This window comes from Verrucomicrobiia bacterium (assembly GCA_035574275.1).
Taxonomy (GTDB): domain Bacteria; phylum Zixibacteria; class MSB-5A5; order DSPP01; family DSPP01; genus DSPP01.
The window spans coordinates 1-22,117 of sequence record DATLYY010000047.1 but is presented as its reverse complement, the minus strand read 5'-3'; the positions used below and the strand labels follow the sequence as shown (position 1 = coordinate 22,117).

The window sequence follows — 22,117 nt, the reverse complement described above, 5'->3', positions numbered from 1 at the left end:
ACCTTGCCGCCGGCCGGCCGTTGACTTTGCCGCTTTTGCATAATACTGTTTAGTACATGGAAAGAAAGCCGCTCATCGGGATTACCTGCAATTTCAAGGATTTCGACCCCAAACGGGAAAAACCGACCCCTTTGCCGTTTGACATGCTCAAACAGTCCTACGCGCAGGCGGTCTGGAAAGCGGGAGGGCTGCCGGTGATTCTGCCTAACTTGGCGGAGGAGTCGTTCGCATGCGAAATCGCCGAACGGGTGGACGGGGTGGTTTTTTCCGGGGGGGAGGATGTGGAGCCGAAACGGTTCGGCGAGGAAACCGTTCCGGACAAGGATGTATCCATTTCGCTCGGGCGGGACCGGTTTGAGTTCAATTTTTTTGAAAAGGTGTACAAACGGGGCATACCGATTCTGGGAATCTGCCGGGGGCACCAGTTCATCAACGTGGCGCTGGGAGGAACGCTTTACCAGGATTTGAGCTTGTTCCCGAAAATGACGTTTGAGCATGAAGCGGACTGGAAATACGGCAGGTCGCACCCGGTGGAGCTGGAGAAGGATTCGCTTCTGGCCTCGATTCTGAAGCAGAGAAAAGTTGACTGCAACACCAACCATCACCAGGTTTTGAAAAAAGTAGCCGCCGGGCTGAAAGTGGTCGGCATCTGCCCCGCGGACGGCATCGTCGAGGCCTGCGAAGCGGAGGACGGGCGGCCCTTGGTCTCCGTGCAGTGGCACCCGGAGATGATGCTGGAAAAGCCGGCCGGGGGGGCGCTTTTTGCCTGGATGGTCAACGAAGCAAAAAAAGTTGGCGCGTAAGGACCTATCCAAAGTCCGGCTCTGTTTTGTCACCGACCGGCAGTTTCTGGGGGAACGGTCGCTGGTCAATGTTGTTGCCCAAGCCATACGGGGAGGCGTGGACATGGTTCAACTGCGGGAAAAGAATCTGGAAACCCGGGTTTGGCTCGATTTGGCTTTGGAGGTTTCGAAACTTTGCCGCAAACAAAACATTTTCTTCATCGTCAATGACCGCGCCGACATCGCCGCCGCTTCGGGGGCGGACGGGGTGCATTTGGGGCAGGAGGATTTTCCGGTTGCGGCGGCGCGAAAGATTCTGGGCAAAGGAAAAATTATTGGCAAGAGCACGCATTCGGTCGAACAGGCAAGGACGGCCATAAAGGAAAGAGTCGATTACCTTGCCGTCGGCCCGGTTTTCTGGACGCAGACCAAAAAAATAGACCGGCCGGTGGGGACGGAGCTTGTCGCGGAGGTTCGCAAGTTCACCCAAAAGCCGATTTTGGCCATCGGCGGAATCAAACCGGAGAACGCCGCTTCCGTTCTCGCCGCCGGGGCTACCGGAGTCGCTGTTGTTTCGGCCCTGATGGCAGTACCGGATGCGGGAGCGGCGGCGCGGGCTTTCCGAAAAGCGCTTGACTAAAGGGGGCTTTTTGGCTACCCTTTCAGTTTGCAGTCGCTAAGAATAATGAGACCGGCCCATCCCTTGAAAAACAGCAACCGGATTGTTGTTTTTCCCGTCTTAATTTTGATTTTGACTGGAGTTTCCGTTCATGCGCAACGGGACACACTGCGGTTGTCCTTGCCCTCGGCAGACCGGACCCCTTTGGAGGCGGCGGTGGATTCCAACGAGTACGTCGTCGGGCCCGGCGACGAGCTGACCATCGGGCTTTGGGGGACGGTCAACCAGCTTTTTGCCGTGCCGGTCACCCCCGAAGGGACGGCCTTGATTCCTTCCGTGGGCGAAGCGCACGTGGGGGGGCTGACGCTATCCGAAGCGAAAAAGGAGATTCGCTCCGTTTTATCCCGCCGCTATTCGGCGGCCGGGGCCTCCGTAACGCTGACCAAAATCCGCGAAGTGAAGATCAGGATTTCGGGCGCTGTCGGCCGCCCCGGCATTTATACCGTGCCGGCCTACAGCCGGGTTTCGGAAGCGCTGGGGAGGGCGGGGGGGCTTACCGATTCCGCCTCGCGGCGCAACATCGAGCTTGTCCGGGGGAATGGGGAGAAGAAGCTCGTGGATTTGGTGCGTTTTGAACGAGGGGGGGAGGGAGGCGCCAACCCGCATATCGTGGGGGGGGAGCGGGTGGTGGTGCCGATTCGCAGCGACGGGGGGACGGAGGTTTTGGTGGCCGGCGCCGTAAACCAGAGCGGGCTTTTGGAATGGCGGCCGGATGATTCGCTCTGGTCAATGCTATCCGCCGCCGGCGGGCTTCTGGCTTCCGCCGATTCCTCCCAGGTGGAGATTGTCCGGCGTTTTGGCGACGGCGAGGCACAGCGGGAGATTATCGATTTGCGGGCATTTGCATCCGGCAATCTGTCCATCGGGCCGGGGGAGCAGATTTTTGTGCGCAATCTGCCGAACCGGGCGCCGCATTCATTTGCCGGGGTGCACGGGGAGGTTCTCCATCCTGGGTTTTACGACATCGAGGAGGGGAGAACAACCCTTTCGGAAGTGATACGCCGGGCCGGGGGGTTCACGCCGCGGGCCGTGCTGCCGGCGGCCTACATTCTGCGGCGGGGATACTCGGCGCCGCAATTCAGTTTCGGGGACGCCATCAACCCGGCTTTAATCGAGCGGATGAACCCGGAGGATTTGGATTTTTACCTGGAAAAAAGCCGCTGGCGGGGGGCGGTGGTGGCCTCCGATTTCGTGGGGCTTTTTGAGAAAAAGGATTTGAGCAAGGACGTGGTTTTGTACTCGGGGGACGAGATTTACGTGCCGGCGACCTCCGGTTCCGTGTACCTTTTGGGGCGGGTAGAGCGGCCGGGGCTTTTGAGCTATGAAGAAGGGGATAAACTGGGGGATTACGTCCGCCGGGCGGGGGGGTATTCGGCCGATGCCGGGCGGGGAAGCGTCAAAATTCTAAAATCAGTCTCCGGCGGGTGGGTGAAGGCAGGCTCCGGCAGCCGGGTGGACGCGGGAGACATCATTCTCGTGCCGCGCAAAAAAGCGCGTTTCTGGACGACCGTCCGGGACGCTTTGGCGGTGACCAGCAACGCGGCGGCAATTTTCTTCATCGTGCGGGAGGCGACCCGGTGAGCCGGCTGGAAGAAATCCCCGGCCTTGGGCCGGAGCGCCCGATTCTTTTGGAAGCGCTGGAGGTGGTTTTCCGCTGGCGGAAGTTTATTTTCCTCACCGTAACACTCGTCTGCCTCATCACCGCCGCGGTTGTCTTTTTCCTGCCCAAATGGTACCGGGCAACGGCCACCGTTTTGCCCCCCGAGCGGGGCGGGATGGATATGAACCTGAGCACGGTTTTCCGGGGAGGGGTGCCGTTTTTAGGCGGGGAGCTGGCGATTCCGTTCGCCGCCTCCCCTTCCGACGTATTGGCGGCAATGGCCCAATCGGACGCCGTGCTCATCGGGGTGATACAGGAGCTGTCGCTGGCGGAGGTGTACGGCACCTCCTCCACGGAGAGTTTGCTCAAGGCGGTGCGGGGAAATCTGTTGGTCAAAACCACCACCGAGGGGATCGTGCAAATCGGCTACGAGGCCAAAGACCCGGAACTGGCTTATCGCGTGGTGCAGTCGGTTTTGGCCAATCTGGACCGGGTGAACCAGCGGCGGGGCTCCACCAAGGCGCGGGCGAACCGGCTTTTCGTGGAGGGGCGGCTCAAAGAGACCGAAAAAGCGCTGCAGGCGGCGCAGGATTCGCTCAAGGCATTTCAACTTACCAATCGGGCTTTGGATTTGGACGAGCAGAGCAAAGCGTTGATCGCCTCGGCGGCGACGGTCAAAGCGCAGGTGGTCTCCGACCGGATTGCGCTGGCCACACTGAAACGGGAGCTTTCGGAAACCCATCCGGAAGTCCAAAAACTGGAGGGGAAAATCGCCTCCACCGAGCAGGAGCTCAAGCGGCTGGAGGAGCGGGGGAGCAAGGGGTCGTTTTTGGGGGTGGCGATGTCGGCTTTGCCGGGACTTACGCAGGAGCTGGCGATCCGGATGCGGGACGTGGCGATTCAGGAAAAATTGTACGAACTTCTGACCGAGCAGTACGAGCAGGCAAAAATCCAGGAGGCGAAGGACACGCCCACGATTTCGGTTCTGGATTACCCGAGAGTCCCGGAGCATAAAATCCGGCCCAAGCGGCTCAAGCTGATTTTGACGGCGTTTTTCATCTCGCTCTTTGTTTCGCTGGGGATGGTTTTTACCCGCGAATATTTTGAGCGGATGAGGACGGCGAACCCTTCCCGTTATCAGGCGGTGGCCTCTTTGGCCTCCCGCATACGGGCGGAGCTGGTTTTCCCTTTCAAGAAAAACTCCAAGGGGGCGGATGGACAAAATTAAAGTCGGCCTCATCGGCGTGGGGGCCTGGGGGCGGAATCTGGCGCGAAACTTTGCCACCCTTCCCGGCTGCGAGCTGGCCTTAGTCTACGACGCCGAGCCGAAACGCTCTGCCTTGGTAGCCGAACTGGCACCCGGAGCGCGTTTTACCACGAAAGCAGACGAGATTTTTGGCGACTCCTCCATTCAGGCCGTAATTGTCGCAACGCCGCCGGCCACCCATTACGGGCTGGGGAAAAAAGCCCTGGAGGCGGGAAAGGATTTGTTTGTGGAGAAGCCGCTCGTTTTGGACGTGCCCCAAGGGGAGGAACTGGTCCGGCTGGCGGAGTCAAAGAAGCGAATTTTGATGGTTGGCCACATCATGGTCTATCATCCCGCCACTTTGAAGCTGAAAGAGTACATCCAAAAAGGGGAATTTGGAGAGGTGTATTACCTGTACGCCTCGCGGGTCAATTTGGGCAAGGTCCGGGATATCGAGAACGCGCTCTGGAGTTTTGCCCCGCACGACATCTCGATGGTCCTGTTTTTCCTCGAAAAGCTCCCCGTTCAAGTGACCGCCACCGGGCAGGCGTATCTGCAGCCGGGGATCGAGGATGTTTGCTTTTTGACCATGCATTTTGAGTCCCGACAGATGGCGCACGTCCACGTTTCCTGGCTGGACCCGCACAAGGACCGGAAGGTGACGATCGTCGGCAGCAAAAAAATGGCGGTGTTCGACGATTCGGCGAGTTCGGAGAAAATCTGGATTTACGACAAAAGCGTGAACACCAACCCGGATTACACCACCTACGGGGAGTACCTGGCGCTGCGCACGGGGGATATTTTGATTCCGAAAGTGGAGTCGAAGGAGCCCCTCCGGCTGGAGTGCCAGCACTTCATCGACTGCGTGCGGGAGCGGAAGACGCCCCGCTCGGACGGGAAAGCCGGGCTTGCGGTTTTGAAAGTTCTGGAGGCGGCCCAGCGCTCGCTCAAGGCGGGCGGGGCGCCGCAGCGTTTGGAGAAGTAGTCCGATTACAGCAAGGAGATGGAATGGCCAGCAAAATAGCCAAAAGCGCCAAACTGGGAAAGGGAACTAAAGTCGGAGAGTTTTCCGTCATCGGCGCAAAAGTGAAAATCGGCGCCGGGTGCCTCATCGGCAACGGCGTGATCATCCAAGACGGAAGCGAAATCGGTGCCAACGTCCGCATCGACGACAATACCGTCATTGGCAAGCAGCCGATGCGGGCGGCCAACTCGGCCGTCACAAAAGAACAAGAGTTGCCTCCGGCGAAAATCGGGGATAACTGCATCATCGGCACTTCGGTGGTGATTTATGCCGGGTCGGTTCTGGGGAATAAAGTTCTGGTGGCGGATTTGTCCACCGTGCGGGAAAACGTCACGGTCGGCGACTTTACCATCGTCGGCCGGGGAGTGGCGATTGAAAACTTCTGTAAAATTGGCTCCTGCTGCAAGCTGGAGACGAACGCCTACATCACGGCCTATTCGGAATTGGAAGACCGGGTGTTCGTGGCTCCCTGCGTGGCGACCTCCAACGACAACTTCGTCGGCCGCACCAAGGAGCGCTTCAAGCATTTCAAGGGAGTCACGGTCAAGAAGGGGGGGCGGATCGGGGTGAACGCCACGATTCTGCCGGGGAAGGTGATCGCCGAGGATACTTTGGTGGCGGCGGGGGCCTTGGTCACCAAGAACACGACGGCGCGGAAAATCGTGGCGGGGGTGCCGGCCCGCGAATTAAGGGATGTTCCGAGTGAACAGCTTTTGGAAAACCAGGAGTGGAAATGAAGGTACCCCTATTGGATTTGAAAAGGCAGTATCAGACGATCAAGCCGGAACTGGATTCGGCCATCATGAACGTTCTGGCCCACACGCAGTTTATTTTGGGGCCGGAGGTGAAGCAGTTCGAGGAGAAGGCGGCCGCTTTTTGCGGCGCGAAACATGCTATCGGCGTGGCTTCCGGAACGGACGCCCTGCTTCTGGCCCTGCGGGCCTGCGGGGTCGGCCCCGGCGACGAGGTTGTCACCTCCACTTTTTCCTTTTTTGCCTCCGCGGGGGTGATTTCGCGCCTCGGTGCCACGCCGGTTTTCGCCGACATCGACCCGAAGACCTACAATGTGACGGCGGAACTGATCGCCAAAAAGATTACTTCCAAGACCAAGGCGATCATGCCGGTGCACCTCTACGGCCAGATGGCGGATATGGACCGGATTATGGAGCTGGCGGACTCGAAAGGGCTTCCGGTCATCGAGGATGCCGCGCAGGCGATCGGGGCAAAGTATAAGGGGAAAAAAGCGGGCACCATCGGGCGGTTCGGCTGTTTTTCCTTTTTCCCGAGCAAGAACCTGGGGGGGCTGGGGGACGGGGGGATGGTCACCTGCGCCTCGGATGCGGACGCGGAAATGATTCGCAAGCTGCGGGTGCACGGCTCCAAACCGAAGTATTATCACGGCATCGTGGGTTACAACTCCCGGCTGGACACCCTGCAGGCGGCGGCGTTGTCCGTCAAGCTGAACCACCTCGATGGCTGGACCGAGGGGAGAAGGAAGAAAGCGGCGCGGTACAACCAGCTTTTAGCGGGAGTGCCGGTTGAGACTCCTTTCGAGCCGGAATACAACTATCACATCTATCACCAATACACGCTTGCCGTTCCCAAACGGGATGAGCTGCGGAAGTTTTTGACCGAGCGGGAAATCGGCACGGAAATCTACTATCCCCTGCCCCTGCATCAGCAGGAGTGTTACCTGCCGTTGGGCTATAAGAAAGGAAGCATGCCGATTGCAGAGAAACGTGCGGTGGAAGTTTTGTCCCTCCCCATTTTCCCGGAGCTTACCGACGGGGAGCAGGATTTCGTGGCGGCTTCCATCCGGGAATTTTACCGGGACTGATGCGCGTCGTCTCGGTGGTCGGGGCGCGGCCGCAGTTTATAAAACTGGCGGTGCTTTCGCCCCTTCTGCGTCAAAAACACGAAGAACTGATCGTTCACACCGGCCAGCATTACGATTTCGAGCTCTCGCAAATTTTTTTCGACCAGCTGGCGCTTCCGAAACCGGACTTTTTTTTGGGGGTCGGCTCCGACACGAACGCCCGGCAGGCGGGGAAAATGGTCGGTGCCTTGGACGAGCTTCTGCCCAAACTAAAACCGGACTTGGTTCTGGTTTACGGCGACACGAACTCGACTTTGGCCGGGGCTTTGGCGGCGGCTTACAACAAAATTCCGCTGGCGCACGTGGAAGCGGGGCCGCGAAGTTACCAACTGGAGATGCCGGAGGAGATAAACCGGGTCACCGCCGACCATCTATCGGCTTATCTTTTTTGCCCGACACCGCAAAAGGTTCAACTGTTGAAAGCCGAAAAAGTGCGCGGGAAGGCGGTGCATACCGGGGACGTGATGCTGGATGTGACGCTCAAATTTCTGCCTTTGGCGCGGAAGGCGGGTTTGGACCCCATGTGGGGCGTATCGCCCGGGGAATATGCCTATATCACGCTGCACCGGGCGGAAAACGTCGATACCCCCTTGCGGCTGGAGCAAGCGGTGCGGATTTTGGAATCCCTTAAAGGGCCGGTTGTTTTTCCCGCCCATCCCCGCACCCGCAAGCGGCTGGAAGAGTTTGGTCTTTTGGAACGGATTCTGAAGCTGAAAAATCTGCGCTTCATTGAACCAGTCGGTTATTTGCAATCGCTCGCGCTTTTAGACGGCGCACGGCTCTGCTTGACCGATTCCGGCGGGCTGCAGCGGGAGGCGTTTTTTCTTTCGCGCCCCTGTCTGATTCTGCGCCCAAGGACGGAGTGGACGGAGCTTTTGCCGGGAAATTTCTGCCGGCTGGTGGATTTGGACGCCTCCAAAGTGAAACGATTCTCATCGGCTCGCATCAGTAAGAGAAAATATCCCCTCCAGCTTTTTGGCGGCGGCCGGGCCTCGGAAAAAATAGTCCGCTTCATTTCCTCCCTATGACCGAAGCGCCCAAAGAGTACGGCATACGCCGGGCCACTTTGGCTCTGGCCCTGGGGTCTTTGGCGGCACGGGGTTTGGGTTTTTTGCGGGAAGTGGTCGTGGCGGCAAAGTTCGGCACGGGGCGGGCTTTTGACTTGTATGTGGCGGCCTCGGCCTTCCCCACCGTTCTTTCTTCAATTTTTCACTATGCGTTACCGGATTACTTGATTCCGTATTTCGCCCGGCTCAAGGAGAGCCGCCCGGCGGCCCTGCGGCGGTTTTTGCTTTGGGTTTTACTGGGAGGGACAGCGTTCTTGGGCGTTCTTTATTTTTCCGCCCCGTTGTGCGTAAAACTGTTCGCCCCGGGGCTTGCGGCGGTTGAAATTCCGTTCAGCGTGCGGGCCTTTCAAATTCTTCTGCTGTTCGTTTTCGGCACGGCGATGGAAGCCGTTCTGCGGAGCTTCTACCAGATGGAGGGGCGCTTCGGCCTTACGGCGCTAAGCCCGCTTTTGACCGCGGCTGCGGTCTTCGGTTTCGTGGTTTTGTTTTCCGGGAAACTTTCCGTTTATGCCCTGGCTTGGGGGTGGGCCGCGGGGGGGCTTTTGCCGGCGGCGCTTTTGTTTGGGGCGCTTTTTTTTTATCCCCCCGCCGCTTCCCCAGTTCCTGTGGAGAAGTCGGCGGATGTTGAACCGGAAGCGGCCGCATGGAAGGGGTTTTCGTACGTTTTATTGATTGCCGTTTTGGGTCAGCTTATGGTGCTTTTGGATCGCTTCTTCGGCTCCTTTTTGCCGCCGGCGTCGCTTTCCGCGCTCTATTACGCCTCGCTGCCCGTACAGCTTCCGATCGCGCTTCTAATTTATCCCCTGGGGCAGGCGGTTTTTCCCAAACTGTCAGCCCGTTTGGCGGAAGGGAAAAACCAAGAGGCGGCCGAACTTTTTGCCAAAACACTCGGCTGGCTGAATTTTGTTTTAATTCCAATGTCCGTTCTTTTCATCCTCGCCCCGCAGGAGATTATCCGGCTGATTTATGAGCGGGGGGTTTTCGGGGCGAGTTCCACCGGCTTGGGGGCCGTATGCCTGCGCGCGTTTGCTTTCTCGCTTCTGGCCTCGGGCTACATTTTTGTATTGAGCCGCGTTTTTCTGGCGGCGGGAAGGGGAAAACGGCTCGCGCTATTCTGCCTGGGGGCCTTGTCGTTCAAGTGTCTGGCCGCGTATCCTGCCATCCGACTCTGGGGATTGGAAGGGCTGGCGGGCGCCGGTTCGGCCGCGCTGGTCGGCTTGGCGCTCGTTCAATTCCGCCGGCGGCCGGAAACCGTTCGCTTTCCGGCTGGGCGGCGTTTGGGTCCGGATGGTTTTAAGCTGCTATTTGTTTCCCTTTTGGCCTTTGCGGGGGCTTGGTTGGCGCGCCTCTTTTTTATGGGAGGCAGTTCGTTGGTCCAAGAGATTCTGTTGCTGTTGGTTTTTGGGTTTCTTTATTTGGCCGGATGTTATATCTTTAAAATTCCGGAGCTATTGGAGGGCTTGCAACTAATCCGCCGATGGGGCGGGAGATCGCCGTATGGAGTCCTTGGGTCTTACCTATAACGCCAAAACGAACCGGGCCTTTCTTCTTTGGGCCGTCGCCGGTTCCCTTTTTTGCACGGGGCTGGCCCTCTGGTCGCCGGTTTCGCTCGCCTTTGTTGCGGGTGCAGTTTTTGTCGGGCTGTTTTTGTCCAGCCGGACTTTTCGGTGGATTGTTTTTCCCGCGGTTTTAATTTTTAATCAGTTCCTGATTCGCAACGCCGGCATACCGTATCTGATTGGGGGGATCGCCATCCAGCCCGTCGATTGGATTGCCATCTTTCTTGTGTTCGCTGTCGCCCTGAAGAGGATTCTTTCCGGATCCGGATTTTTCATTCGGACTGGACTGGAAAAACCGATCGGGATTTTTCTTGTAGCCATTGCGCTCGGCCTTTTCGGCGCCCCCGACCTGGAAGCCGGCATCATAAACTGGGGGCATACCGCGCTGTATTTTCTCGCTTTCTACGCGATGGCCGCCGACTGGAAGGACGTGCCGCCGGAGCGCATCTGGCGCGGGTATTTTTTCTGGGCCCTTTTGGCCGCCCTTTCGGCCTCGTGGCAGTTTTTCACCAGCGGAGGGGGGCGGTCATTGGGGCTGGCCGGAATTCCGCTGAATCATCTAATCATTCCGGTGCTTTGCTTTGAGCTTGCGCGACTTTCCCTCGGCCTGAAAACCGGGCGCTGGTGGGTCGTCGTTCTCTTTGCGCTGGCGGCCCTTGCGACCCAGACGCGGGGGGTTTGGCTTGGGGTGGGGGTGCTTTTGGCCGTCTGGCCCATTACGGGTTATTTGCTGCGGCGATTTAAGTGGCTGCCGGTCCGGCGGCTGGTCATCCGGGTGAGCGGAGCGGTTCTTTTGTTCGTGGTGTTGCTTCTGGCACTGGCTCCCCTGCTCGGTCAGGTGGAACGGCGGGCCGCCCAACTGGCGGAACAAGGAGGGACTGTTTACCTACGGCTTTTTTTGTGGGGTGTCGCTTGGAAACTATTTTTGTCCCATCCGGTCGCCGGAATCGGGATGGGACAATTTGCCGGGGAGATGGCGCAGTTTCCGGAAATGAAGAACATCGCCGTCTTTGAGTCGGTTCACGGTCTTTCCACCCACAACCTTCTGCTCGCCTTTCTGGCCGAGACGGGCCTGGTGGGAACACTGGCCTTCCTTTTGCTTTTGGCCTCCACCGTTCGGTTTGCTTGGAAGAGGGTACAAGGAGCCCGAACCCTTGAAGAACTTGGCTGGAGGTGGGGGTTTTTGATGGTTTTCACCGTCTTTTCACTTTCGTATTTGTTCGCCGGAACTTGGGATTACACCTTTGCTTTCCTTCTGGCCTTGATGGTGCTTTTCGTTCAGCGCCAGCCGGTCCCGGAGGAGCGGACCCATGCGGGTTGAGCTTTCGGTTTTGGCGGTTCATTACCATGCGGAGGAGCTGCTTGGGCCGCTGTTCGACTCAATGCGCGACTTTTTATCCGGCCATAGGAGTGAGATTCTGGTCTGGGACAACGGAAGCCGGAACGGCCGGGTCGATTTGGCCGCGCCCTGTCCAATGACCTGGTTTCCCTCTGCCGTCAACGTGGGTTTTGCAGAGGGGCACAACGCCTTGGCCAAACGTGCGCGGGGGAAACGATTCCTGATTATCAACCCGGATGCCGAGTTTGCCTCCGGCGCCTTGAAAAAGCTCTGGGAAACGGCTGAAAAAAATCCGCAGGCGGGACTGGTTGCGCCCCGCATTCAGTTTCCGGACGGGCGGATGCAGGCGTCGGTTTTTCCTCCCTACAGTTTCGGATTTGATTTGCGCAAATCGTTTTGGCTGGAAAATAAAACCTTTCTTTCCGGTGCGCAGCGTGATATTTGGAAAAAACTTTTGGAAGCCCGGGAGCCGTTTCCCATCGGTTGGGCCAGCGGCGCCTGCATGCTGGTTTCGCGTGAAGCATGGGAAAAAGTCGGCGGGTTTGATCCGAATTTCTTCTTCGGCGGGGAGGATGCTGATTTATGCCGGCGGATGCGGGAGGCCGGTTTTGAAATCTTGTGCGAGCCGCGGGCCTTGCTGATTCATCAGGCCGGCCAGAGCTTGGAACGGGAGCCGGGGAGAAAAATACTGTTCTATTATCAGAAACGGCTGTACTTTGCATACAAGCACTTTTCGCGCCCACAATACGGCATCCTGTGGCTGGTATCCACGTTGGAGTTGGTTTTGAAATGGAAGGTCGGTCTGTTTTTTTCATTTTTCAGTCCGCGATGGAGAAGAAAAAGGAAGGGGTATGCCGGAGCCCTTGCGTTGGTTTTTTCCGGCCGGTGGAGAAACACCGACCGGTTGATACAAAAAAGGGAAGGGGAAATGCGCAAGCCGGTGGAAGCGGCCGTATGAACATTCTTTTCGTCACGTTCTATTACCCGCCGGAAGTGGGGGCGCCGCAAAGACGCATTTCTGAGTATGCGGCCGAACTGAAGAGGCGGGGGCACCAGGTTTCCATCCTGACCGGATTTCCAAATTATCCGCGTGGCGAGCTCATCGAGCCCTATCGCAGACGGCTGTATCTCCGGGAAAATTTGAACGGCATCGAGGTCCTGCGGGTTTTTCATTTTCTCGGCAATCGGTACGGCAAATGGGGGCGTGCGCTGGCGGAGGGAAGTTTTGCGTTATCCGCATCGGTGGCCGTGCTTTTGGAGACGTCACCGGACGCGGTTATCGTTGAATCCCCATCCCTTTTGTCCGGCTGGGCTGGAGTATTGTTGAAACGGCTGCGCAATTCGATTTTGGTTCTGCATGTTTCGGATCTTTTTCCAGAGGCGGCGGTTGCCGTAGGGATGCTGAGACGGGGGGGCTTGTTTTCCTTGCTGAAGCGTATGGCGACTTTTTTTTATCGGAAGGCGGACATCCTCGTCACAGTGACCAAGGGATTCCGGGAGGCCATTCTGACGGACGGGATTCCTTCGGAAAAAATCCGGCTCATCCCGAACGGCGTGGCGGATTCACATCTCCGGCCAAAGGAGAGCCCGGCAGCGAACGGGAGATTTCGCGTAGTTTATGCCGGCAATCTTGGAAGGGCATACGACTTTGACAGCCTTCTTGCGGCGGCGCAACGGCTGGAGCGAGACGGGTTTGAATTTGAAATAATCGGTGACGGAATTGATCGCCCGGCGGTGGAAGGCCGGGCCCGGCCCCTGTCCAATGTGCGTTTCTTAAGAGGAATGCCGGTGGGGGAAATGTTTGAAAGATTGTACCAGGTAGATGCAATGGTGATTCCTTTAACCGGGAGACCAGGGTTGGAGGGGGTCATCCCTTCAAAAATGGCGGATTCCATGGCGGCCGGATTGCCAGTGGTTCTGGCGGGGCAAAAGGGAGAGCTGGTGGAGATCATCCGGGAAAACGGATGCGGAGTCGTAGTGGAACCGGACAATCCGGATGCCCTGGTGGAGGCGTTTCAATTCCTTCAAAAAAATCCGGCCGAAGCGGCGGCGATGGGGCAGCGGGGGCTTGAATACGTGAAAAAAACCCGGCTGCGCTCTTTTTTGACGGACCAACTGGAGGAAACGCTTTTGGCGGCTCTTCAAAAAAGGGACCGCGGATGAGCGGGGCGGGGGAATCCAAGTTTGCTTTTTACCAACCGGACGTGGTTTTTTTCCGGCATTGCATCGAGCGGGAACTGGCGGGTTTTTTTCGGAGAGCCGGGATTTTGGATTTGTCACAAAAGAAAATTCTGGATATCGGCAGCGGATGGGGGAGCTGGCTTTTGCTTTTTTTAAGCTGGGGGGCGCGGCCGGAGAACCTGTGCGCCATCGATTTGCAACCGGAGCGGGTGGAAGTTGCCCGGCAACGCCTGCCCAAAAGCGAAATTGTGTTGGGGCGGGCGGAAAAGCTTCCGTGGCCGGGGGATTCCTTTGATTTGATTTTTCAATTCACGGTGTTTTCTTCCGTGCTTCCGCCGGCGGCACGAGAGGAAATTGCGGAAGAAATTTGGAGGGTCTTGAAACCGGGCGGGTATTTTGTCTCTTTCGATTTTTTCATTTCCCATCCGGCCAACCCGAACACGGTTGGAATCGGGAAGGGAGAATTGAGGCGTCTTTTTCCGCACTCGTCGTTCCGGTTTCGGCGGTTGGGCATCTTCCCCCCCTTGGCCCGGTGGCTGGCGCCCGTTTCAATAACGCTCGCCCACCTATTGGAAAAAACCCGTATCTTGTCCGGACATTACCTGGCGTGGTCGATAAAGAAATAGGAGGCCGAGGACCGTTTTAGGTCGAAGTACAAATGGATGAAAAAAATATAAGAAAAGTTCCATTCTACAAACCGTCGCTGGACGGGTCGGACATCGAATCCGTTCGATCCGCCCTCGAGGACGGCTGGATTACAACCGGGCCGAGGGCGAAAAAATTCGAAGCGGAGATGGCCGCTTACACCGGCGCCAAGCATGCCTTGGCGGTCAATTCCTGCACGGCGGCTTTGCATCTGGCTTTGGCCGCCGCCGGAATCGAAAAGGGAGACAAAGTTATCACCACTCCCTACACCTTTGCCGCCAGCGTGGAGACCATTATTTGGTGCGGGGCGCAGCCGGTATTGGTGGATATCGACCCGGAGACTTTTAACATCAATCCATCTTTAGTTGCAAAAAAGATTGACCGGAGAACGAGAGGGCTCGTCTCCGTGGATATTGCCGGGCTGCCCTGCGAGTACGACGCTTTGCAGCCGCTGGCCAAAAAGAAAAAGCTTTTTTTCTTGGCGGATGCGGCGCATTCATTGGGCGCCAGCTACAAAGGGGTCAAGGTCGGAAAACTGGCGGATGCCACGGCGTTCTCTTTTTATTCCACCAAGAATTTAACCACCGGGGAAGGGGGAATGCTGGTCTCCGATAATCCAAAACTTCACGAACGGGCGGCTGTTCTGGCCCTGCACGGGATGTCCAAGGATGCCTGGAAGCGCTACACTTCGGAAGGAAGCTGGTTTTATGAAATCGTGGCGGCCGGCTTCAAATACAACCTCTCCGATTTGCAGGCGGCTTTGGGGCTTTCGCAGTTGGCCAAATTCTCTCAATTGCAGGAGCGCCGGAAGCATCTTGCCGGGCTTTATGACCGATGGCTGACACCTTATCTTGATATGCTGGAGCGGCCGCCGCGCAACGGCCATTCCGAACATGCCTGGCATATGTATCTGATTCGTCTCAAACCGAAAAACTTGAGAATCGGCCGGGACGAGCTTCTGTGCCGACTCTCGGCACGGGGCATCGGCACCAGCGTGCATTTCATTCCGGTGCACCTGCATCCTTTTTATCGCAAGTTCCTTGGGCACAAACCATCCGATTTCCCCAACGCACTGGCTACCTATCAACGGATTTTCACGCCGCCGTTTTATCCGGCGATGGGGGACGAGGATGTCGAATACGTCTGTTCAACGATTGGAGAAATCTTGAAAGCCAATTACAAATCAAATCTGGTTCCGGTCGGGACCAAAGGAAAGGCGGCAGTGGCGGGCTGATGCTGGATTTGAAATTCATCCGGGAAAATCCGGAAAGGGTGCGGGCCGGGCTGGCGGCCAAAGGTGACCGGCGGGGCATCGACGAAGTTTTGCGGCTGGATGAGCGCCGGCGGGAGCTTGTCAAGGAGGCGGATGCCCTGAAAGCAAAACGGAACAGCGTTTCGATGGAGGTCGCCCGCTTGAAGAAAGAGGGGAAGGATGCCTCCGGCATCATCGCCGAAATGAAGACGGTCTCCGACCGTATTGCCGAGTTTGATCGCGAACGACGGGAAGTGGAGGAAAAAATCGAAGAGCTCTTGCGTTGGATTCCAAACCTGCCGCATGCCTCCGTGCCGGTGGCACCGGACGAGAGCGGCAACGTGGAGGTGCGCAGTTGGGGGAAAAAACCGGGGTTTGCTTTCGCGCCCGCGCCGCACTGGGAGTTGGGGGAGAAGCTGGGGCTTTTGGACCTCGCTGCGGCGGCCAAAATTTCGGGGGCCGGGTTTATTGCCTTTTCCGGCTGGGGGGCCAAATTAGAGCGGGCTTTAATCAATTTTATGCTGGATTTGCACACCCAAAAACACGGCTATCAGGAAATTTCCCCGCCGTTTCTGGTCAACCGCGCCTCGATGTTCGGCACCGGGCAGTTGCCGAAGCTGGAAGAGGATATGTACGGTCTCAAGGAGGATGATTTGTTTTTAATCCCGACCGCCGAGGTGCCTTTGACCAATTTGTTCCGCGAGGAGATTCTCCCGTCCGAACGGTTGCCGATTTACGTCACGGCCTACACTCCCTGCTTCCGGCGCGAAGCCGGCGCCGCCGGCAAGGATACCCGCGGGATTACCCGGGTGCATCAGTTTGATAAAGTGGAGCTGGTTAAAATCGTCCGCCCGGAGAGTTCTTATGACGAATTGGAATCACTCGTCCAAAATGCCGAAGCGATTCTGCAAGCTTTGGGATTGCACTACCGGGTCAAACTTCTGGCCTCCGGGGATATGTCGTTCGCTTCCGCCAAGACGTACGATTTGGAGGTCTGGGCACCGGGGGTTGGGAAGTATCTGGAAGTTTCCTCCTGCTCGAATTTTGAAGATTTCCAGGCCCGGCGGATGAATCTGCGTTTCCGTCCCTCACCGGAGGCGAAACCGGAATACCCGCATACCTTGAACGGCTCCGGGCTGGCTTTGCCGCGCACGGTGATTGCCATTTTGGAACAGTACCAAACCGAAAAAGGGACTATTCGAATCCCGGAGGTCCTCGTGCCCTATTTGGGAACGAAGGAGCTGGTTTAGCTTTGGGTCTTTTTCGAAAAAAAAATCCGGAGTTTTACGGCCATTACGGCGCCTCGTTGTTTTATCGGGTTTTTCTGCTCTTCGGCGTCATCGGCATCACTTTCGTTTTCATCACCTACACGCAGGACGTCATCCTGCGGTTGAAAGAAGAGGAGACGCAAAACGTGGAGGTGTACGCCCGGCTCTACCAGGCGCTCATCAACCCGGAGGCCTCCACGTCCGACATCGATTTGATTTTCGAGACCATCATCCAGAAGGCCCGCTTTCCAATGGTTTTTTCCGATTCCGCGGGGAATCCCCAGAACTGGCGGCTTTTGGACAAGTCGCTGGACACGGTCACGGTCAAAACGCCGGAGGTTCTGGCCCGGGTCAAAAAGGCGATGGATGAAATGGACCGCCACCGGTCTCCCAAGGAAATCCGCTATCAAGGACAGCTGGTTTTGCTTTTCCACTACGGCGATCCCCCCATCCTTAACCGGCTGCGCCTGATGCCGTACGTGGAGCTGGCCCTGGTTGCCATTTTCATCATCTCCGGCTACGTCGGTTTCCGCAACATCAAGCGCTCCGAGCAGCGCCACATCTGGGTCGGAATGGCCAAAGAAACGGCGCACCAGTTGGGGACGCCGCTTTCCTCCCTAATGGGATGGGTGGAGCTTTTGCGCACGCAGACCGAGGAAGGAAAGACCACTCCGGACGCGCTGCGCGAGGTGACCGCCCGGATGGAAACCGACTTGAAGCGGCTGGAAAAGGTGGCGAACCGGTTCGGGCAAATCGGCTCGATGCCGGAGCTGAAACCGGCGGATTTGAACGCCGTGCTTGGGGAGTCGATCGCCTATTTCAGGCAGCGGCTTCCCCGGCAGGGGAACGGGGCGGTCATCCGGGATAATCTTGCCGCGCTGCCGCCGGTGGAGGTGAACGGGGAGCTTTTCGGCTGGGTTCTGGAAAATCTGATAAAAAACGCCCTCGAGGCGGTCGATCCCAAACTGGGGGTCATTGAGGTCTCCTCCGGCACCGAGCCTTCCGGCAAGCAGATTTGGATTCGTGTGGCCGACAACGGGCGGGGAATTCCGCCCGGCGCGCAGAAGCGGGTTTTCAACCCCGGATTTACGACCAAAAAAAGGGGTTGGGGGTTGGGGCTGACGCTGGCCAAACGAATCGTTGAGGAGTATCATAAAGGGAGGTTGTATTTGGAAGAGAGCATGCCGAACGTGCGCACCGTCTTTACCATCACCCTGCCGGCGAACAGCGCCAAACGAGGTTAAAGGATGAAGGAAGATTTAAAAGAAATTTTGTGGGTGGATGACGAAATTGAACTTCTGAAGCCGCACATCCTTTTCCTTGAAGGGAAAGGGTGCAAAATCACCCCGGTGGCGACCGGCGAGGATGCCTTGGACAGCGTTTCCAAGCGGCCGTTCGATCTTGTGCTTTTGGACGAGCAGATGCCGGGGAAGGACGGGCTGGCGACCCTGGAAGACATCAAAGACATCAAGCCGAACCTGCCCGTGGTGATGGTCACGAAATCGGAAGAGGAAAACATCATGAACCAGGCGATCGGCAAAAAAATCGACGACTATCTAACCAAGCCGGTCAACCCGAGCCAGGTCTGGCTGGTGGTGAAAAAGGTTTTGGATTCAAGAAAGATCCGCGGCAGCCAGATGGCCCAGGATTACATTGCCGAGTTCAACCGGATGCGGGGGATGCTTTTCGGCCAGATGCACTGGAAGGACTGGATGGAGGCGCACCGGAAGCTTTCGGAGTGGGAACTGGAGGTTGCCGCGCACCCGGAAGTCGGACTGGAGGCGACCCATTTCGGCCAAAAAAAAGAATTCAACGTCGAGTTCGGCAAATACATCGAAAAAATCTATCCCCGCTGGGTGGCCGGCGAAGATACGCCGCCGATGTCGGTCCACGTCGTCAAAAATCATCTTTTCCCCCACCTTTCGCGCGGCAAACAGGTTTTTTTCATCGTCATCGATTGCATGCGGCTGGATCAGTGGCTGATGGTGGAAAGACTGGTTTCCGAATACTTCAACGTGCAGCGGGATTACTATTATTCCGTTCTGCCCACCGCGACCCCCTTTTCGCGCAACGCCATTTTCGCCGGGGTATTTCCGGACGACGTGGCGCGGGCGGATGCCGAGGCCTGGAGCGCCGGTTCCAAGGATGATTCCTCGCGCAACCGGCACGAACGCCAGCTTCTGGACGCGCAAATCGCCCGGCTGGGACTCAAGCTGAAGGGGGAGGCGAAATATGTCAAGGTGCTGGACCAGCAGGAAGGGGATAACCTGGCCCGCAAAATCTCCAATTACTCCTCCGTGCCGCTTTTGTCGGTCGTTTACAATTTCATCGACATGCTGGCGCACGGGCGGTCCGAGGATGAAATCCTCTCCGAGCTGGCCCACGACGAGGCGGCCTTTCGCTCGGTGATGCAAACCTGGTTTCTGCACTCCTCGTTGTTCGAACTCTTGAAGCAGATTGCCAAATGGGACTGCGTGGCGGTCATCACCACCGACCACGGCTCCGTTTTGGGCACCCGCGCGGCGATTGCCTACGGCAAGCGGGACACCTCCACCAGCCTGCGCTACAAATACGGGGACAACCTCAATTGCGACCCGAAGCAGTCGGTCTTAATCAAGGACCCCCGCCGCTGGCGGCTGCCGATGTTCGGGCTGGCGACGACCTACATCATCGCCAAGGAGGATTTTTATTTCGTTTACCCCACCAACTTCAACGAATACCAGCGGGCCTACAAGAACTCCTTCCAGCACGGCGGGATTTCGATGGAGGAGATGATTCTGCCGGTGGCCACGTTAACGCCGAAATAGTTGGCCCCGTCCATTCTCGTTACCCGTTCAGCGGATGAAACCTTTCAGGCCGGGAGGGAGTTCGCCTCCCGTTTGGAAGAGGGGGATGTGGTGGCGCTTTTCGGCCCGCTCGGCGGCGGGAAAACCACGTTCGTCAAAGGGGTCGCCGCCGGGCTGAAAGCCAAGGACGCGGTTACGAGTCCAACGTTTGTTCTGCTGAACGTGTACTCGGGCAAAATTCCCCTCTACCATTTTGATTTTTACCGGCTGGAGCAGGCAGCGCAATTGGAGGCGTTGAATCTGGAAGATTTCCTTTATGGGAAGGGGGTTTGCTTAATCGAATGGCCGGAGCTGGCGTTGCCCCTGTTGGATAGGCCGTTTTATAAGGTGAGGTTTGAGATTAACGATGAAAACGAAAGAAAAATAGAAATCGGTGGCAAGGGCTGAATGTATTCGGCCCCTACTTCAGCAGCACCATCTTGCGGATTTGTTTTTCCGTGGTTGTGTTTAGCTTGTAAAGATAAATTCCCGAAGGAACGGAAATTCCCCGTTCGTCCCGGCCGTCCCAGCTTATCTCGTTTTTCCCGGCGGGGCGGGTTTCGTCAACCAATTTCCGCACCGGCTGTCCCAAGAGGTTGTACACGGTCAAAGTCACCGGTTGACTTTTTTGCAGCGTGAACAGGATGCGGGTTTGGCCGTTGAAGGGATTCGGGTAATTCTGCGACAGCTCGAAACTTCTGGGGCGGTTGGTTCGTCCGTCCTTTACATCGGTGCTGATGGGGGAATAGACCAGAAGGGTGGCCGACTGACCGCAGGCGAAGCCGGTGGTCGTATCCTTCATTGTGATAGAAAGAAGGCGACCGGAAGACGGGATCGTGACATAGTTCCAACTGGCACCGCCGTTGGAAGTCCTGACTATGCTGCCATTACTCGGGCCGGACCGGCCGACCACCCACGCATGCAAGGAATCCACGGCGTCGATGGCGGAGGCCTGGAAAAAAAGGTCAACGATGCCCTGATTGGCCCAGGTGGCTCCGCTGTCGGTGGTTTTGTAGAAATTCGTTATGGTATTACAGGTTTGCGCCGCCCAGCCGATGCGGGGATTCAAAAAATCCACGACCAAGTTGGGGGCGGAAGAACAAGTGTCCGGCAGACTGCGGTTCTGCCAGGTCACGCCGCCGTCGTTAGTGGAAAAAATCACGCTGCCGTTATCGCCCGTTCTTGTGCTGCGGCCGGCGACTACACCAAAGTTGTTGTCGAAGAAGTGCACGGAAGTCATCAGGACCGAATCGTTCGGGAAACGACGGTTTATGAAACTGCCCCAGTTGTTTGAGGTCACGGAGACATAAGGAGAGTCCCCCACCGCCCAGGCCTGTCCGGGGGAGGAATTAATGTAGTGCACATCGGCCAGCGTCATGTTCAAGGCGGGACGAAGGATCGTCCAGGGGTTGACCCCCTGGTTTATGTTCGTCATGATGAAATTGGAATCACTTCTTGCTCCATAAAGAAAGGAGGTGTTTAGCGCCTTTAATTTAAGCGGCGCCAAGTTGGCCAGCGGCGGGGTTTCCCAAGTGGCACCCCCGTCCGTGGAGCGAACCGCTTTGTACGTGGGATCTCCGGAAACGGAACTCAAAACCAGGCCGCCGGATGCGGTGACGCTGTTTAAAACCGCGCCGGCACTTATGTTCAGACTGGGGACATCCACCTTCTGCCAGTTGGATTGGGAATAGGCATTGGCCGTCAAGAACAAAAGGCAGGCGAGGGGGGCGGCGGCTGGTCTCATCGGTGGCGATTCTCCTTTTCAATTATATAATACGCAAGATTGGCCTTAAACAAAACAAAAAAGTGGCCTCTTTTCAGAAAAAATGGATTGCGCCGGTTCCGGATGGTGTCCGCCGGCGCAAGCGGCGCCCCGAAACGGCTTGACAAGATTTTATAATCGCTTACCATACCGCCGATGACCGCCGGTCAATTTTCCCAGACGGATCGAAAGATTCTCGGTTTTTTGACCCTTGTTTTGATTGCGGGGATTTTCTTCAACCTGTACAAGCAAAACAACCGGGCCGTTTCGCCCGGTCTTCTTCTTTCGACGCTCGAAGCGCCCCCGAGCCATTTTGCCGTCTTGCCGAAAGAAAATGCAGTTTCAGATTTTGCCCCCCTTGATTTGAACCGGGCGGAGTTGGCGGAGTTGGAACGTTTACCCGGCATCGGGCCGGCTTTGGCCCAGCGCATAGTCGAATACCGCGCCAAAAACGGGCCTTTCAAAAACGTTCGGGAACTTTTGCGCGTAGCGGGAATCGGGCCGAAAAAGCTGGCCGAACTTGCGTCCCGTGTTCGGGTGACGCCGACGTCGGAACGGACGCCCACAAAAACATTGAAAGAAAAGCGCCAAGCGGATGCGGGCGTTTCTTCGGCCCCATCCCGTATTTCCCCGAAAGCGGAGACGCCGTGACCGTTTGGCAAAGGGATGCCGTGGGGGTTGAAATTTTTTCCGGCGGGGCCCGCTTCGTAAAGCTTGCCAACCGGCAAGGGAAACTGGAATTGGTCGATTTCGGGGAGAAGGGTTTGGAACGGGGGCTTACCGCCTTTGACCGGGTGGCGGACGGGTTTGGCCGGGTTTTGAACGGGTCGAGGGTATTTGTTTCCTACCCGGGTCAAACGTCGCACGTTTTGCGGCTGGCCCTTGCCGGGGAGCTCCTGGCCGCCGGGCCGGAATTTTTAAAATGGGAGCTGGAGCAAAAACTGCCCTCGAAGAAGGGGGATTATGTGTTCAGCGCGAGCGCGGCGGGGGAGAAATCATTTTTGGGAACGGC

General features: G+C 57.2%; 21 protein-coding genes. 20 read left to right on the top strand and 1 reads right to left on the bottom strand.

The genetic code is table 11. The annotated features are described in order from the left end of the window. Positions 1-56 precede the first annotated feature (56 nt). The 18 genes from VNL73_07290 to tsaE are packed head-to-tail and all read left to right on the top strand — an operon-like array spanning position 57 to position 19,751. Entirely contained in the window at positions 57-803 is a 747-nt protein-coding gene (locus tag VNL73_07290; protein HXF49212.1) for a gamma-glutamyl-gamma-aminobutyrate hydrolase family protein, read from the top strand. After that, positions 793-1,422 carry a thiamine phosphate synthase gene (gene thiE / locus VNL73_07285; protein ID HXF49211.1) on the top strand — a complete coding sequence of 210 codons (630 nt, stop codon included), beginning with the start codon at positions 793-795 and terminating at the stop codon, positions 1,420-1,422. Before VNL73_07290 ends, thiE begins: the two co-directional genes overlap by 11 nt. Positions 1,423-1,467: 45 nt before the next feature. Next, a complete protein-coding gene (locus VNL73_07280) occupies positions 1,468-3,042 on the top strand; it encodes an SLBB domain-containing protein (protein ID HXF49210.1) in 1,575 nt (524 codons plus the stop codon). Beyond that, positions 3,039-4,289, top strand: a complete 1,251-nt coding sequence (locus tag VNL73_07275) for a GNVR domain-containing protein (GenBank protein HXF49209.1) — start codon at positions 3,039-3,041, stop codon at positions 4,287-4,289. Before VNL73_07280 ends, VNL73_07275 begins: the two co-directional genes overlap by 4 nt. Then, complete coding sequence (locus tag VNL73_07270; protein ID HXF49208.1) at positions 4,276-5,292, top strand: Gfo/Idh/MocA family oxidoreductase; 1,017 nt, start codon at positions 4,276-4,278, stop codon at positions 5,290-5,292. Before VNL73_07275 ends, VNL73_07270 begins: the two co-directional genes overlap by 14 nt. Before the next feature lie 23 nt (positions 5,293-5,315). Continuing rightward, positions 5,316-6,068, top strand: a complete 753-nt coding sequence (locus tag VNL73_07265) for an acyltransferase (protein HXF49207.1) — start codon at positions 5,316-5,318, stop codon at positions 6,066-6,068. Next, entirely contained in the window at positions 6,065-7,168 is a 1,104-nt protein-coding gene (locus VNL73_07260) for a DegT/DnrJ/EryC1/StrS family aminotransferase (GenBank protein HXF49206.1), read from the top strand. The genes VNL73_07265 and VNL73_07260 overlap by 4 nt, the downstream gene beginning before the upstream one ends. Further along, complete coding sequence (gene wecB / locus VNL73_07255; protein HXF49205.1) at positions 7,168-8,235, top strand: UDP-N-acetylglucosamine 2-epimerase (non-hydrolyzing); 1,068 nt, start codon at positions 7,168-7,170, stop codon at positions 8,233-8,235. The genes VNL73_07260 and wecB overlap by 1 nt, the downstream gene beginning before the upstream one ends. Further along, positions 8,232-9,797: a lipid II flippase MurJ gene (locus VNL73_07250; protein HXF49204.1), complete on the top strand. Its 1,566-nt coding sequence runs from the start codon at positions 8,232-8,234 to the stop codon at positions 9,795-9,797. Before wecB ends, VNL73_07250 begins: the two co-directional genes overlap by 4 nt. Further along, positions 9,772-11,154 (top strand): O-antigen ligase family protein, encoded by a 1,383-nt coding sequence (locus VNL73_07245; protein ID HXF49203.1) that lies wholly within the window; start codon positions 9,772-9,774, stop codon positions 11,152-11,154. Before VNL73_07250 ends, VNL73_07245 begins: the two co-directional genes overlap by 26 nt. Next, positions 11,144-12,130, top strand: coding sequence for a glycosyltransferase family 2 protein (locus tag VNL73_07240; protein ID HXF49202.1), 987 nt, complete (start codon positions 11,144-11,146; stop codon positions 12,128-12,130). Before VNL73_07245 ends, VNL73_07240 begins: the two co-directional genes overlap by 11 nt. Next, positions 12,127-13,335, top strand: coding sequence for a glycosyltransferase family 4 protein (locus VNL73_07235; GenBank protein ID HXF49201.1), 1,209 nt, complete (start codon positions 12,127-12,129; stop codon positions 13,333-13,335). Before VNL73_07240 ends, VNL73_07235 begins: the two co-directional genes overlap by 4 nt. Further along, entirely contained in the window at positions 13,332-13,979 is a 648-nt protein-coding gene (locus VNL73_07230) for a class I SAM-dependent methyltransferase (GenBank protein ID HXF49200.1), read from the top strand. The genes VNL73_07235 and VNL73_07230 overlap by 4 nt, the downstream gene beginning before the upstream one ends. Positions 13,980-14,011: 32 nt before the next feature. After that, positions 14,012-15,232, top strand: coding sequence for a DegT/DnrJ/EryC1/StrS aminotransferase family protein (locus tag VNL73_07225; GenBank protein ID HXF49199.1), 1,221 nt, complete (start codon positions 14,012-14,014; stop codon positions 15,230-15,232). Continuing rightward, positions 15,232-16,500 (top strand): serine--tRNA ligase, encoded by a 1,269-nt coding sequence (gene serS / locus VNL73_07220; GenBank protein ID HXF49198.1) that lies wholly within the window; start codon positions 15,232-15,234, stop codon positions 16,498-16,500. The genes VNL73_07225 and serS overlap by 1 nt, the downstream gene beginning before the upstream one ends. Before the next feature lie 2 nt (positions 16,501-16,502). Then, positions 16,503-17,762, top strand: a complete 1,260-nt coding sequence (locus VNL73_07215) for an ATP-binding protein (GenBank protein HXF49197.1) — start codon at positions 16,503-16,505, stop codon at positions 17,760-17,762. Between the two features lie 3 nt (positions 17,763-17,765). After that, positions 17,766-19,325: a bifunctional response regulator/alkaline phosphatase family protein gene (locus VNL73_07210; GenBank protein ID HXF49196.1), complete on the top strand. Its 1,560-nt coding sequence runs from the start codon at positions 17,766-17,768 to the stop codon at positions 19,323-19,325. Continuing rightward, the gene (gene tsaE, locus VNL73_07205; protein ID HXF49195.1) at positions 19,326-19,751 is read left to right on the top strand and encodes a tRNA (adenosine(37)-N6)-threonylcarbamoyltransferase complex ATPase subunit type 1 TsaE; all 426 of its coding nucleotides are present in this window, start codon (positions 19,326-19,328) and stop codon (positions 19,749-19,751) included. Between the two features lie 13 nt (positions 19,752-19,764). Here the strand turns inward: tsaE and VNL73_07200 are convergent, their stop codons facing one another. Continuing rightward, positions 19,765-21,087 (bottom strand): T9SS type A sorting domain-containing protein, encoded by a 1,323-nt coding sequence (locus tag VNL73_07200; protein HXF49194.1) that lies wholly within the window; start codon positions 21,085-21,087, stop codon positions 19,765-19,767. A gap of 174 nt (positions 21,088-21,261) precedes the next feature. Here VNL73_07200 and VNL73_07195 point away from each other — a divergent pair, with 174 nt between their 5' ends. After that, the gene (locus VNL73_07195) at positions 21,262-21,756 is read left to right on the top strand and encodes a helix-hairpin-helix domain-containing protein (protein ID HXF49193.1); all 495 of its coding nucleotides are present in this window, start codon (positions 21,262-21,264) and stop codon (positions 21,754-21,756) included. Continuing rightward, positions 21,753-22,117 (top strand): hypothetical protein (locus tag VNL73_07190; GenBank protein HXF49192.1); only part of this gene is annotated, 365 nt, incomplete at its 3' end. The genes VNL73_07195 and VNL73_07190, both read left to right, overlap by 4 nt.

Coding starts and splice junctions, on each gene's coding strand:
- VNL73_07290 (HXF49212.1), top strand. CDS start 57: ATGGAAAGAAAGCCGCTCATCGGGATTACCTGCAATTTCAAGGATTTC.
- VNL73_07280 (HXF49210.1), top strand. CDS start 1,468: ATGAGACCGGCCCATCCCTTGAAAAACAGCAACCGGATTGTTGTTTTT.
- VNL73_07270 (HXF49208.1), top strand. CDS start 4,276: ATGGACAAAATTAAAGTCGGCCTCATCGGCGTGGGGGCCTGGGGGCGG.
- VNL73_07265 (HXF49207.1), top strand. CDS start 5,316: ATGGCCAGCAAAATAGCCAAAAGCGCCAAACTGGGAAAGGGAACTAAA.
- VNL73_07260 (HXF49206.1), top strand. CDS start 6,065: ATGAAGGTACCCCTATTGGATTTGAAAAGGCAGTATCAGACGATCAAG.
- wecB (HXF49205.1), top strand. CDS start 7,168: ATGCGCGTCGTCTCGGTGGTCGGGGCGCGGCCGCAGTTTATAAAACTG.
- VNL73_07250 (HXF49204.1), top strand. CDS start 8,232: ATGACCGAAGCGCCCAAAGAGTACGGCATACGCCGGGCCACTTTGGCT.
- VNL73_07245 (HXF49203.1), top strand. CDS start 9,772: ATGGAGTCCTTGGGTCTTACCTATAACGCCAAAACGAACCGGGCCTTT.
- VNL73_07240 (HXF49202.1), top strand. CDS start 11,144: ATGCGGGTTGAGCTTTCGGTTTTGGCGGTTCATTACCATGCGGAGGAG.
- VNL73_07235 (HXF49201.1), top strand. CDS start 12,127: ATGAACATTCTTTTCGTCACGTTCTATTACCCGCCGGAAGTGGGGGCG.
- VNL73_07230 (HXF49200.1), top strand. CDS start 13,332: ATGAGCGGGGCGGGGGAATCCAAGTTTGCTTTTTACCAACCGGACGTG.
- VNL73_07225 (HXF49199.1), top strand. CDS start 14,012: ATGGATGAAAAAAATATAAGAAAAGTTCCATTCTACAAACCGTCGCTG.
- serS (HXF49198.1), top strand. CDS start 15,232: ATGCTGGATTTGAAATTCATCCGGGAAAATCCGGAAAGGGTGCGGGCC.
- VNL73_07210 (HXF49196.1), top strand. CDS start 17,766: ATGAAGGAAGATTTAAAAGAAATTTTGTGGGTGGATGACGAAATTGAA.
- VNL73_07200 (HXF49194.1), bottom strand. CDS start 21,087: ATGAGACCAGCCGCCGCCCCCCTCGCCTGCCTTTTGTTCTTGACGGCC.
- VNL73_07195 (HXF49193.1), top strand. CDS start 21,262: ATGACCGCCGGTCAATTTTCCCAGACGGATCGAAAGATTCTCGGTTTT.